This is a genomic window from Hydrogenophaga palleronii NBRC 102513 (genome assembly GCF_001571225.1).
Lineage (GTDB): Bacteria > Pseudomonadota > Gammaproteobacteria > Burkholderiales > Burkholderiaceae_C > Hydrogenophaga > Hydrogenophaga palleronii.
Genome location: NZ_BCTJ01000031.1, coordinates 31,271 through 44,030, shown reverse-complemented (window position 1 = coordinate 44,030; position 12,760 = coordinate 31,271). Strand labels below are relative to the sequence as shown.

12 protein-coding genes are annotated in these 12,760 nt (G+C 65.6%); all 12 read right to left on the bottom strand.

The window, feature by feature from the left end; translation table 11 throughout:
- Positions 1-244: 244 nt before the first annotated feature.
- The 12 genes from tolA to HPA01S_RS22805 all read right to left on the bottom strand — a co-directional run bounded on the left by tolA (position 245) and on the right by HPA01S_RS22805 (position 12,747).
- Positions 245-1,144 carry a cell envelope integrity protein TolA gene (gene tolA / locus HPA01S_RS17945; protein ID WP_066272142.1) on the bottom strand — a complete coding sequence of 300 codons (900 nt, stop codon included), beginning with the start codon at positions 1,142-1,144 and terminating at the stop codon, positions 245-247.
- Positions 1,145-1,165: 21 nt separating this feature from the next.
- Positions 1,166-1,609, bottom strand: a complete 444-nt coding sequence (locus tag HPA01S_RS17940; protein ID WP_066272141.1) for a biopolymer transporter ExbD — start codon at positions 1,607-1,609, stop codon at positions 1,166-1,168.
- A 2-nt stretch (positions 1,610-1,611) separates the two neighbouring features.
- Positions 1,612-2,310 carry a protein TolQ gene (gene tolQ, locus HPA01S_RS17935; RefSeq protein WP_066272140.1) on the bottom strand — a complete coding sequence of 233 codons (699 nt, stop codon included), beginning with the start codon at positions 2,308-2,310 and terminating at the stop codon, positions 1,612-1,614.
- Positions 2,311-2,364: 54 nt separating this feature from the next.
- A complete protein-coding gene (ybgC, locus tag HPA01S_RS17930; RefSeq protein WP_174525306.1) occupies positions 2,365-2,805 on the bottom strand; it encodes a tol-pal system-associated acyl-CoA thioesterase in 441 nt (146 codons plus the stop codon).
- On the bottom strand, positions 2,802-4,022 hold the full coding sequence (locus HPA01S_RS17925; RefSeq protein ID WP_066272139.1) for a pyridoxal phosphate-dependent aminotransferase: 1,221 nt from the start codon (positions 4,020-4,022) through the stop codon (positions 2,802-2,804). Before HPA01S_RS17925 ends, ybgC begins: the two co-directional genes overlap by 4 nt.
- Positions 4,019-4,540 (bottom strand): transcription antitermination factor NusB, encoded by a 522-nt coding sequence (nusB, locus tag HPA01S_RS17920; RefSeq protein WP_066272138.1) that lies wholly within the window; start codon positions 4,538-4,540, stop codon positions 4,019-4,021. Before nusB ends, HPA01S_RS17925 begins: the two co-directional genes overlap by 4 nt.
- A gap of 7 nt (positions 4,541-4,547) precedes the next feature.
- A complete protein-coding gene (gene ribH, locus HPA01S_RS17915; RefSeq protein ID WP_066272137.1) occupies positions 4,548-5,012 on the bottom strand; it encodes a 6,7-dimethyl-8-ribityllumazine synthase in 465 nt (154 codons plus the stop codon).
- 47 nt (positions 5,013-5,059) lie between these two features.
- A complete protein-coding gene (ribBA, locus tag HPA01S_RS17910) occupies positions 5,060-6,190 on the bottom strand; it encodes a bifunctional 3,4-dihydroxy-2-butanone-4-phosphate synthase/GTP cyclohydrolase II (protein WP_066272136.1) in 1,131 nt (376 codons plus the stop codon).
- Positions 6,187-6,834: a riboflavin synthase gene (locus tag HPA01S_RS17905; protein WP_066272135.1), complete on the bottom strand. Its 648-nt coding sequence runs from the start codon at positions 6,832-6,834 to the stop codon at positions 6,187-6,189. Before HPA01S_RS17905 ends, ribBA begins: the two co-directional genes overlap by 4 nt.
- A gap of 90 nt (positions 6,835-6,924) precedes the next feature.
- Positions 6,925-8,070, bottom strand: coding sequence for a bifunctional diaminohydroxyphosphoribosylaminopyrimidine deaminase/5-amino-6-(5-phosphoribosylamino)uracil reductase RibD (ribD, locus tag HPA01S_RS17900; protein WP_066272134.1), 1,146 nt, complete (start codon positions 8,068-8,070; stop codon positions 6,925-6,927).
- Positions 8,071-8,126: 56 nt separating this feature from the next.
- Positions 8,127-8,588, bottom strand: a complete 462-nt coding sequence (locus HPA01S_RS17895) for a type IV pilin protein (RefSeq protein WP_066272133.1) — start codon at positions 8,586-8,588, stop codon at positions 8,127-8,129.
- Between the two features lie 34 nt (positions 8,589-8,622).
- Positions 8,623-12,747 (bottom strand): pilus assembly protein, encoded by a 4,125-nt coding sequence (locus HPA01S_RS22805; protein ID WP_084360796.1) that lies wholly within the window; start codon positions 12,745-12,747, stop codon positions 8,623-8,625.
- Between the last annotated feature and the right edge of the window lie 13 nt (positions 12,748-12,760).

The window sequence follows — 12,760 nt, the reverse complement described above, 5'->3', positions numbered from 1 at the left end:
GCCTGTGGCGCTGGGAGGGGGGACGACAGCTTGGGCCGGCAGAGCCGTCCCTTGCTGTCCCTGCACAAAGGCACGCGATGCGGCGCGTGTCTTGTGTCCTTACCCGGAGCGCGTGCCGAAGCCCAGAGATGCCGTGGAACCGGCTTGGCCGGGCCGCAGGCAATCGTCCCCCTTCCAAGCGCCGCAGGCGCGCCAGAGAGGGAGGGGGGAAGCCGCGTCAGCGGCGCATGGGGGTGATCGAGACCTAATCCAGCGGCCGCAGGCCGATCACCAGCGGCGAAGGGATGGTGCCGTTGGTGTCTTTCGGCAGGGTGGCGGTGCGGTCGATGGCGCGCAGCACGGCTTCGTCCCAATCGGGGTTGCCGCTGCTCTTGACCAGGCGGCGTGAGATGATCGTGCCATCGGGCGAGGTGCGCACTTCCACCTCGGCACGTGGGTTGCCCGGGGCCACGTCGGTGAACACCACATTGGGTTTGATGCGCGCGGCCACCTTGCCGGCATAGCCTGGCGTCGGTCCACTGGACTGCTGGGCCGTGCCGGTGCTCTGCGGGCCGCCGCTGGCGCCGGCCTGGCCCATCATGCGTTTCATCTGGTCTTCGCGGATCTGCGCCAGCCGTTTTTCTTCGGCCGCGTCCTTGCGCTGCTGCTCGCGCTTTTCCTCCGCCAGCTTCTGCTGGCGCGCTTTATCGGCGGCGGCTTTTTCTGCTGCGGCCTTCTTCTCGGCTGCGGCCTTTTCGGCGGCCTTGGTGGCTGCGAGTTTTTTGGCTTCTTCCTCGCGTTCCTTCTTTTCCGCCTCGGCCTTCTTCTTGGCCTGGGCGGTGGCGATCTCGGCCTGCGTCGGCCCGGGTGGGGGCGGTGCGGGCGTGGGCGCTGGGGCCGGCTTCGGTGCGGGTGCCGGGGCCGGTGTGGGGGCAGGCGCCGGTGGTGGAGGCGGGGGCTGCACGGCACGTGGCGCGGCCTGCTGCGGCAGGCGCGACCAGAGTTCGGCTTCCACGGTCACCGGTTCACCGTCGCTCTTCCACTGCACGCCCATGGTGAGCGCGATCACCAGCAGGCCGTGCGCGAACAAGGCCAGGCCCAGGGGCCCGAGCCAGCGCCCGTTGCGCGGTGGGGCGAGGTCGAGGTGGTCGGCGGTGGACTGCATGGTGAGAGGAGAGGCAGCGTGTCAGCGTGAGGTTTGCACGGACAGGCCGACGCGCGCAATGCCGTTGCGCTGCAAGGTGTCCATCACACGAACAACGGCCTCGTACTTCACGTTCTTGTCGGCGCTGATGACCACCGGCACGCCGCCTTCGGGCTGGCTGCCGCGGCTGGCCTGCAACTGCTGCACGCGCGCCACCAGCTGGCCCATGGCGACCGGTTGCGGCTCGGCGCTGGACGAGCCTTCGCGCAGCGAGAGCTGCTCGTCCTTGTCGATCACCACGGCAACGAAGCGGTCGGGTTGGCGGCCGGCCTGGCCGACGCTGGGCAGCGCGATCTGGCTCGGCGTGATGAGGGGCGCGGTGACCATGAAGATGATCAGCAGCACCAGCATCACGTCGATGAAGGGCACCATGTTGATCTCGTTGATGGTGCGGCGGCCGCGGCCGCGTGAGGAGACGGCGGGCATGTTCAGTGTCCCGATGCGGTCTGCGTCTGCACACCGAGGTTGCGCTGCAGGATGTTGGAGAACTCTTCCATGAAGGTCTCCATGGCATTGGCCACGCGGTCGATGTCGTGCGAGAAGCGGTTGTAGAACACCACCGCCGGGATGGCTGCAAACAGGCCGATGGCGGTGGCTACCAGCGCCTCGGCAATGCCGGGCGCCACCGTGGCGAGCGTCACCTGGGCCAGCGCGGCCAGGCCGGTGAAGGCGTGCATGATGCCCCAGACGGTGCCGAACAGGCCCACATAAGGCGAGACCGAACCGACCGAGCCGAGGAACGAGAGGTTGGTTTCCAGGACGTCGAACTCGCGCTGGAAGCTCGCGCGCATGGCGCGGCGTGCGCCGTCGAGCAGGGCGCCGCTGTCGCTGATGCGGCGCTCGCGCAGCTTCTGGTACTCGCGCATGCCGCTGGCGAAGATGCGTTCCATCGGGCCGCCGTGTTTGGCGCTCTGGGCGGCGGCGGCGTAGAGGTCGTTGAGGTTGGTGCCGGACCAGAACTCGCGCTCGAATTCTTCGTTGAGGGCACGCACGCGCTTCAGGGCAAACACCTTGCGGAAGATGGCGGCCCAGCTGATCACCGAGACCACGAGCAGCAGCACCACCACGGCCTGGACCACCCAGCTCGCGTTGAGCATCAATTGAACGATGGAGAGATCATGGGTCATGGCGGTTCGGAGGCCTCTGGACGGGAAAAAGTTTCGAAGGGCCAGCCCGCAGGCTCAGCCGGGCAGCGTGAGCGCGGTCAGGATGGCGGGTGGAATGCGCTGCGGTCGCAGGCTGGCGGCATCCACCCAGCCGATGCGGATGGTGCCACTGCACAGCAGGGCGGGAGCTTGGTCTGGCTGCCCGGTCTGCAGGAGCGCGCTCTGCTCGATTGTCAGGGACGCCCGGCCCGCTTCCAGCACACGCGCTGTAACCAGAAGCAAATCATCCAGGCGCGCCGGGCGCTGGTAGTGCAGCTGGGTGGCGGTGACGACGAACATGCCGCCGACCTCGTCGCGCAGGCGTTGCTGCTCGATGCCCAGGGCACGCAGCCATTCGGTGCGCGCGCGCTCGAAGAACTTGAGGTAGTTGGCGTAGAAGACGATGCCACCGGCATCGGTGTCTTCCCAGTACACGCGCACCGGCCAGTTGAAGGCGGTTTGCAGGCTCTCGCTCACAGCGCCTGCTCCAGCCGGGCCACGGCCTCTTGCAATTGGGCCATTGAGTTGGCGGTGGAGAAACGCAGGTATCGGCCGGGGTCGGCCAGGCCGAAGTCGCGCCCCGGCGTGGTGGCGAGCTGGCAGCGCTGCATCAGTTCAAACGCCAGCGACCAGCTGCCGCCCTGGTCGGGCCGGCTGGTCTGGGGTGGAATGCCCCAGCGTTCGCACAGGTTGCTGACGTCGGCCCAGGCGTAGAAGGCGCCGTCGGGTTGCACCGGCACGTTGAGGCCGAGGCGGTTGAGCGCGGGAATGAAGAAGTCGCGCCGCGCCTTGAACTCGCTGCGGCGGCGCTCGTACTCGGCCAGGCTGTCGGGCGCGAAGCAGGCGAGGGCGGCGTGCTGCGCAATCGTGCTCGCGCAGATGAACAGGTTTTGCGCCAGCCGCTCTACCGCCGGCACCAGCGCGGGCGGCAGCACCAGCCAGCCCAGACGCCAGCCGGTCATGTTGAAGTACTTGGAGAAGCTGTTGATGCTGATGACCTCGTCACCCAGGCCGTCTGGCAGACCCAGGGCGCTGTGGCCGTAGGCTTCTTCGTAGCTCAGGCCGAGGTAGATCTCGTCCACCAGGGTGATGCCGCCGCGGCTGCGCACCAGGCGGGTGATGCGCTCGAGTTCGTCGCGCGCAATGCTGGTGCCGGTGGGGTTGGAGGGCGACGCCAGCAGCACGCCGCGCGTGGCCGGGCCCCAGGCCGCTTCCACCTGGGCGGCGCTGAGCTGGAAGCGTTGCTCCGGGCCGGACGGGATCAGCACCGCGCGGCCTTCGGCGGCCTGCACGAACTGGCGGTTGCAGGGGTAGCTCGGGTCGGGCATGAGCACCTCGTCGCCGGCATCGATCAGCGCCAGGCAGGCGAGCTGCAGCGCGGCCGAAGCGCCTGCGGTGACCACGATGCGCTCGGGTGCGATCTGCAGGCCGAAACGGCTGGCGTACCAGCCGCTGATGGCTTCGCGCAGGGCGGGCAGGCCGGTGGCCGGGGTGTACTGGCTCAGGCCGTCCTGAATGGCGCGTTTGGCGGCCGAGCGCACCAGCGGTGGCGCGGTGAAATCGGGCTCGCCGATGTTGAGGTAGATCATGGGCCGGTCGTCGGGGCCGGCCGCCGCGGCCATGGCGGAGGCGGCCTTGGCCAGCTCCATCACGTAGAACGGCTCGACGCGCTGGGCGCGCTGGGCGATCCTCATGGGGCCGGCTTGCGCGTGCGCTGGGCCGGTGACGCGGCCACCTCGGCCGGGCGCAGCTGGGCGGCGAGCTGGTGCAGCACGCCGTTCACGTACTTGTGGCCATCGGTGCCACCGAAAGACTTGGCGAGTTCGATGCACTCGTTGAGCACCACGCGCCAGGGCACGTCGAGGCAGTGCTGGAATTCGTAGGCGCCGATCCAGAGCACGCCGTGCTCGATGGGCGAGAGCTCGGCCATCGGGCGGTCCAGGCGGGGCGTGATCAGCGCGTCGAGCGCCGCGGCTTCGGCGATGCAGCCGTGCAGCAGGGCGTCGAAGTGGGCGCTGTCGGCCTTGTGGAAACCGGCCAGGTCGCGCGTGAAGGTGTCGATGTCGATAGGGGCGTTGCGGCCCACCAGGTGCTGGTAGATCGCCTGCAGCGCGAATTCGCGCGCGCGGGTGCGGGCCGACTTGTCGGCGGCCTTGCGTCCGGTGCTGCCGCTTTTGGCGCCAGCCGGGGTGGTGGTGTCTGTGGATGCCATGTTCAGTTCAGCCGATCTCTTGCAGCAGGTTGGCCATTTCGACGGCAACGCGGGCGGCGTCGCGCCCTTTTTCGTCCTGGCGGGCCACGGCCTGCTCCAGGTTTTCGGTGGTGATGATGGCGTTCGCAATCGGGATCTGGTAGTCCAGCGACAGGCGCGTGACGCCCGCGCCCGACTCGTTGGCCACCAGCTCGAAGTGGTAGGTTTCGCCGCGGATGATGCAGCCCAGGGCGATCAGCGCGTCGAAGTCGTCGCGCTCGGCCATGGCCTGCAGGGCCACCGGCACTTCCAGGGCACCGGGCACCTTCACGTGCGCGATGTTCTTGTCCTGCACGCCCAGGGCCTGCAGCTCGGCCATGCAGGCCTTGAACAGGGCATCGGTGATGCCTTCGTTGAAGCGCGCCTGCACGATGCCGATGCTGAGTTTTTTGCCGTCGAGCACGCTGGGGGTGCCTTTGTCTGCGCCGAACATGGGGTGGGTCCGTTTTCTTGAGGGGATGGGAGTGGGGTAGGGCTGGCTCAGGCGTTGCGACTGAGGTAACCGGTGATCTCGAGGCCGTAGCCGGTCATGCTCGGCATGCGGCGCGGGTTGCCCATGAGCTGCATGCGCTGCACGCCGACGTCGCGCAGGATCTGTGCGCCCACGCCGTAGGTGCGCAGGTCCATGCGGCCGCGTTCGGGCGCCTGGGCCGAGCGTGCCGTGCCTTCGAACTGGGCCAGCAACTGGGCCGCGCTTTCGCCGCAGTTGAGCAGCACGGCCACGCCGGCACCAGCCTGCGAGATGTGGCGCAGGCTGGCCTCCAGGCTCCAGGAGTGCATGGAGCGGCCGACTTCGAGCGCATCCAGCACGGACAGCGGCTCGTGCACGCGCACGGCCACGCTGTCCTCGGGCTTCCACTGGCCTTTCACCAGGGCCAGGTGCAGGGCTCCGCTGGGCTGATCGCTGAAGGCGGTGGCCTGGAATTCGCCGAAGGCGGTGTTCAGGGTGCGGGTGCCGAGCTTTTTCACCAGGCATTCGGTGCGGCTGCGGTGCTCGATCAGGTCGGCGATGGTGCCGATCTTCAAACCGTGTTCGGCGGCGAACACCTGCAGGTCGGGCAGGCGGGCCATGGTGCCGTCGTCCTTCATGATCTCGCAGATCACGGCGGCGGGGCTGCAGCCGGCCATGGCGGCGAGGTCACAACCGGCTTCGGTGTGGCCGGCGCGCATGAGCACGCCACCTTCAACGGCTTGCAAGGGGAAGATGTGGCCGGGTTGCACCAGGTCACCGGCCTGCGCATTGGGCGCCACCGCCACTTGCACCGTGCGGGCGCGGTCGGCGGCCGAGATGCCGGTGGTCACGCCTTCGGCGGCTTCGATCGAGACGGTGAACGCGGTGCTCATCTTGGTGCCGTTGCGCGGCACCATGGGCGGCAGGCGCAGGCGCTCGCAGCGCTCGCGCGTGAGCGTGAGGCAGATCAGGCCGCGGCCGAAACGCGCCATGAAGTTGATGGCTTCGGGGGTGACGTGGTCGGCGGCCAGCACCAGGTCGCCCTCGTTTTCACGGTCTTCTTCGTCGACCAGGATCACGATGCGGCCGGCGCGCATGTCGGCCACGATGTCTTCGACCGGGGAGATGGCCACCGGGGCCAGTTTTTCTGGGGCGTTCATGCAGATTCCTTGGGGAGGGTACGGCCCGCGCTGCTGAGCATGCGCTCCACATAACGCGCGACCGTGTCGATTTCGAGGTTGACCGCGCTGCCATCGGCGAGCGCGCCCAGTGCGGTGTTTTCCACCGTGTGGGGAATGAGGTTGATGCTGAACTCGCAGCCGGCGGCGCTGTCGTGCACCTCGTTCACCGTGAGGCTGACGCCGTTGACGGTGATCGAACCCTTGTAGGCCAGGTACTTGCCGAGCTCGGAGGGAGCCATCACGCGCAGCTCCCAGCTCTCGCCAACCTGGGCAAAGCGCGTGACACGGCCCACACCGTCAACATGGCCGGACACGATGTGGCCGCCCAGTCGGTCGTGCGCGCGCAGCGCCTTTTCCAGGTTGATGCGCTGGCCGGTCTGTGCCAGGCCCGTGGTGCGGGTCAGCGATTCGGCCGAGATGTCGATGGTGAAGCGGTGCTGGGGCAGGTCCAGCGAGGTGACGGTCATGCAGGCGCCGTTGAGCGCGATGCTGTCGCCCAGGCCTACGTCGTCGAGATATCCCGGCGGCGCCTCAAGGGTGAGTCGCTTGCCGTGGTCCAAAGAGCTGCCCAGGTCGTGGAGGGCGGCGATGCGCCCCACGCCAGTGATGATGCCGGTAAACATGGGCGTATTTTCGCAGGGTTTCTGGGCGCGCTGCTTTCGGGCGCAACGCAAACCGTTTGAGCCCTCCGCGCGAAGCGGCGGGCAGGTGCTTCAGGCGCGCAGAAAAGCGTCCCGGCCCTGCACCCGGGCCAGCACGCGCAGGTCTTCGCCCAGTGTGCTCACCGACTCGAACCGCAGTGGAATGCCGTCCGCCAGGCGCTCCAGCGGGCCGAGGCTGGACAGGCCGGCGCCCGAGCCGAGCAGGCGCGGGGCCAGGTACAGCAGCAACTCGTCGACCAAGCCCTCACGCAGGAAGGAGCCGTTGAGCTTGTGGCCGGCTTCCAGATGCAGCTCGTTCACCTCACGCTGCGCCAGATCCTGCAGCAGCGCGGACAGGTCCACCTTGCCCGAGGGGCCGGGCAGGTGCACCACGGTGGCGCCGCGCGCCTGTAGAGCTTGTTCCTTGGCCGGGTCATGGGTGGCACAGTAGATCAGGATCTGCCGCGACAGGCCCTGGGCTGGGGGCGAGAACAGGCGCGCGTCGGGCGGGGTTTGCAGACGGCTGTCGACGATTACCAGGTGTGGCTGGCGCGGTGTGGCCACCTCGCGCACGTCCAGCATGGGGTCGTCTTCCAGCACGGTGCCAATGCCGGTCAGCACCGCACAGGCACGCGCACGCCAGGCATGTCCGTCGGCGCGGGCGGCTTCGCCGGTGATCCATTGGCTGGCGCCGTTGTCCAGCGCCGTGGTGCCGTCTAGCGAAGACGCCGCCTTCATGCGCACCCAGGGCGTGCGGCGGATCATGCGGCTGAAGAAACCCATGTTGAGCTCGCGCGAGGCGAGGGCATGTTCGCTGTCCGCCGGCAATACATCGACCACGACGCCGGCATCGCGCAACCGCTGAATGCCCTGGCCGGCCACGCGTGGATTGGGGTCCACCGTGGCAATCACCACCCGGGCGACACCCGCCGCGATGAGGGCGTCGCAGCAGGGCGGGGTGCGGCCGTGGTGGGAGCAAGGCTCCAGCGTGACGTAGGCAGTGGCACCTTGCACGGCATGCCCACGCGCCTGCGCATCGCGCAGCGCCATCACCTCGGCGTGCGGGCCACCGGCTTGCTGGGTATGGCCGACACCGAGTTCACGGCCGTCGGGGGCGACGATGACGCAGCCGACGCGGGGGTTGGGGTTGGAGAGGCGTAGCGCTTGTGCCGCGAGTTCGGATGCGCGCTGGATCAGCGTTGTGTCGATCAAAGACATCAAATCGGGTGTGAGAGGCAGCGTTGCATCAGTCTTCGAAGCGCAGAGCGCAGCAATCAAGAACCCTTGAAGCAGTCGGCCAGCGTACTGCCGGAGGTGTTGCTGGCAATGGAGCGAGCGCCAGTGTGGGTGACCGACAGGTTGCCACAGCGGTCCGTCGCCATCGCATTGGCTCGGGTTGCCCGTAGCGTGTAAGAGGTGGCCGCGGTGGCGGTGGCCACCACAGCATTGTTTTCGATCAGGGCAATTGTGTAGGCGGCAGCACCCTCACGCGGAGATTGAGCCAGGCCGGCAGGCAAGGACGCGCCAGTAAATGTGTCGCGTGCGCTGTAGTAGCGCTTCATGTACTGGTCGGCCTCGCTCAATGCGCGCTGCACGTCGGCACGCCGAGAGGCCCGTACGTACTCTGTGTAGGAGGGAATTGCAATCGCTGCAAGGATGCCGACGATGGCCACCACGATCATGAGCTCGATCAGGGTGAACCCGCGTTGTCCACGCGGCGGCTGGATGTGGGACATGGGGCAAACACAGGTGGACATGGTAGATGCTTGCTCAGTTGGCCGGAGGACGGCTGAGTTGGTACTGGTTGCGGCTCCAGCCGGCAATATCGCACGCTTGGCCTGCGCGCACGCCGCCGGTTTCGGTGCCCAGCAGGATGACGCTGCGAGGCGTGCAAGGTTGTTCTGTCGAGTCGGATTCGCCACTGGAGGTGTCCGTTGCGTAGCGGTTGCGCACGTCGGCGGTCCGCTCGTTCGAAGCCAGGATGTCGGCGACCGCCATGCCCCGCGCATAGCCACCAGCGTTCAACAACACCACCGACGCATTGTCCAGCCTGCCGTCGCCGTCGATGTCGAAGCCGCGCGTGGAGGCGCCGTCGACCGCGTTCAACGCATAGATGTAGTTAGCGGGGAGGTTCGATGCGGAGCACATCTCCGCGTCCGGAGTGCTGGGCACGTTGAGCACGGTGGTGTTGATGAGCACGCTCTTGCCCAGGTTGCGGATCTGGTCGATGGAACGTTCCCCCGCATAGGTGTGACCCAATGCCATGCGCCAACCGCGATGCACCGTCCAGTTGGGTGCGTTCCGGGTGGCTTGGTAAAAGGTATTGCTGCCGGCCGTCACCGAGTCGGTTTGCACCACGCTCTGCTCCAGCAACTGTGTCGGCATTATGGTGGTGAAAGGGGACGCATCTGCGGCCCCGATGGCCGTGGGATCCCAGACGCCATAGATGGATTCATTGTTCGTTGGTGAGGCAATCAGGTCGGAGTCCTGCAGCAGGATGCCGGTGGCCACCACCACAATGTTGCCGCCACTGGGGTGCGCCTGCCAAGCGGGAGAGCCGTAGATCGGGCGGTTGTTCGCCGTGGTGAACAGGGGCCGGTTGTACGACACGGCCCAGGTCGTGGGAGCGCCCTTGAGATCGAAGCGCCACAGGTGGCCATTTGCATCACCGGCGTAAGCCGCGACGATGCGCTTGTCTCTGTTGCGAACCAGCGTGACGCCGCTCAGGCCACGGCCTGCAGAAAAACCGGTTGGCAATGGAATGTTGCGGATCTTCGCACCAGTGATGGCATTGAGGACCACAAGACCGGCTCTGCTGCCGTCGGTCTGCCCGTTGTAGTGACCGTTGTTGACCACAGCGATCCAGTCACCGCTGGCGGTCTGGCCGCTGCGCACCGGGTTGGTGATGTAGCCCATATCGACCCGCCCCCCGTTGCCATCCGGAGCACTGTCGTTGATCAGGTCGGGGCCGGTCTCCCAACGGAAGTCTTCCTGCCCAGGTCTCCGGTTTGGGGGGGATGTTTGATTCAGTGGTGATCGCACGGCGTACAGCAAACGCTCGCCTCGACCACCCGTGCCGATGGCCAGGTGATTCCAGCGCGTGCCGTCGTAGATGTCGTGCTCGCTCAAGGGGCCGTCGAGTGTGTACTCGAAGTTGTAGGCCGCGTCCGCGTAATTCAGCATGCGCCGCAGGCTGCGGCGTGGCATGTAGGCCGCCAACTCGTCTCCAGTGCTTGCGTTCAATGCATGCATCATGCCGGCGTTGGTGGCCACAAACAGCGAGGTGGGCAGTGTGCGCTTGGCAGTGGCGTAAGCCAGGTAGGAGCTTCTGCCATCGACCGTGCTGGAGAGGTCATACGCAAAGTCGCGCTCACCCCCCATGTAAATGGAGGGTGGGTTCACCATAGCGCCCAGTTTGCTCGTCCGCTGGCGGAACAGCACGTTGTTGGCGTCCACCACCGGGTCCACGCCGCGCAGGTAGTCGATGAAGCGGTTGTCCGTTGGCAGGCGAGAGGGATTGGGCCCAGCCCGCAGTGCGGTCTGGATGTCGCCCGCCAGATCGCGCAAGCGGCCGCTGAAGTTCACGGGGGTGTTGGTGCCCGACATGCTGAACACATTCCTGGCGGCAGGGGCCGGCATGCGGTCCGATGCTGTCCACTGAATCGCGTTGGGGTTAATGTTGCCAGCGGAGTCCACCACGTTGCCCCGGGCATCCAGCCGCTGTGCCGCAACATCGCCGGAGTTGTCCAGCGTGCGGTAATTCACCACGTACTTCAGACTGCCCTCGATGGTGGTGAGGTTGGCATCTGCGCTGACGGCGACACCCGCGTCACGGCCTGAGGCGGTCAGGATCTCCGAAATGATGGTGTCAAAGATCGAGCGCACGTCATCGGCGGTTGTGGCGCTGAAGCCCCTGCCGCCACCGGTGTAGCCTGCCTGTACAAAGTCGTCTACTCGTTGGGCTTCTGTGGACGTGGTGCTGAGGTCACCGGTAGGCCACGTGGGCTTGATGGTGGTGCTGGCGGCGTAGCCGTTGGTTGCGTATTGTCTTTGATAATTTCGAATCTGCTCAAAGGTCAGCCCGGATGTGGCTCCTTGCTGCTCGCCAGAGGGCTTGATGAGGTAGCCCACCGTGTAGGTTGTCATGTTCTGCCAGAAGGCAGGCTGTCCGGCACGGGTCTGAATGTTGTTTTCAAGATTGCCCCGGAAGTCGATGTGCCAGAAGTATCTGGCAGCCAAATCCGCCAAGCCGCCTGTGCCGGTGCTCGGAAAAGGCGTGTACGACTTCAACGCGTTGCTGTCCCCTGTTCGCCGGTAGTTGAAGGTTCCTCCCCCGCTTCGCGTGAAGCTTGGGCCGTTGATATTGTCGTGATCACTTCCAACGTTGGTCGATGAAGTATTGGTCCATGCTCCGTCCGAAAAAAGCAGGTTGAATGAGCGACGGCAGCTCATTTCAGGGTTCGTGGAAGAGGCTAATACCGCAGGATTACTGGCCCATGGATTTTCCCTTGCGCCGGACGCGCTCAATTGGTAGTAGGTGGCCACCTTGTCCAACGCATTGTGTAGTGGTGTGCCACCATACGGCGCGTGGCTGCGTTCCGCTGTCGGCGACTTTGTATTGAACGCGGCGTCGGTGGCATTGTTGGAGTGACCATTGTTGGTGCCATCTTGGTCGTACAGCCAGCTATAGACACGCTGGGCATCTGCGTTTGGGGTTGTTGCGGTGCTCAGTTGGTGTTGACGAACTCCACGCAGCAGGCCCAGGTTGTCCTGTGTGACGCCCGGAGTCTGGTTGATCGCGTCGACAGTGGCGCCGTTTCGACGGTTGATCGACAGATAACCCAGGCGCAAATTGCCGTTGTACTCCCTGTTGGCGATGGCTTGACCGATCGCGGTGGCCACCGCTGGCGCCCGGAAAGCGTAGTACCGATACCAGTTCATGATGTTCACCACCTCTTCTGCGTTGGTGCAGGTGTTGGCGACGAGGGAGCGAACACAGTCGGTGCGGCGGTGGTCGCCGGGCAAAGTCACTAGGAGAGGCTCCCCCGGCCTGATGGAGGTTGCTGTTGACGTGCCACAGCCGATCTGAAGCCCATCGAGGGTGATCACGTCGGAGCAGGTGTAATAGGTGAACGGGGGCGAGAGAGCGCTGGCGGAGGTGTGTGTCCGGTGCACAGGAATCCGCCACTGGTATCCGATGTTGTAGATGCTCGTCCAACCATCATTCTGTGAAGGAATGAAGTTTGTGTCATACATAGTGTGGCGCGTACGTACATTGTTGCCGTTGCGATAGACGGTGTATCCGAATGCGTCACTGTTCACGTTTGATATCCACTGCGTGCCATCGGAGGAGCTTGTCACCAACCCGCTGGCATTTACGCGCTGAGCGCTTGGTAGAGGATTCCCGTCGGCACCCACTCGTGGTGCATACGTCGTGCGTGGGTTGTAGTAGAGCGGGTTCACGTCAGCAGACCGTTGAGCGGCCGCCGCTCCGCGAAGGTATCTTCGGGGGGAGAGTGCGACCGACCTTCCCGTCCCTGAAGTAAAAACGTTTCTGTTGTTGTAGTAGTAGCAGGTGTTGTTGTTTCTGTAGTCGGCAATACCGCCCTGAACATAGCTTCCCGTGAGCAAGCTCCATTCAGAATTGGGGCATCTCCGCAGCTCAACTTCGTCGTTGCTATCCGACAAGACTCCGTAGGTGTCATGGAAACTGAAGGCCATGGAGCCCGAGTTGTCCAGTGTGATCATGAGGTTGGGTTTTGCGCCGGACTGGCTGGCCAACAACGGCGTCTGACTGGGTTGGGCAACTGCGGGCACGTTGCTCAACAGGCCCAGCAGCAAAAGTGTGCCGAAAAGTGCGCGCTTGGCGGACAGGGTCGGTGCTGTTTCAGACATGGTTGGCCTCACT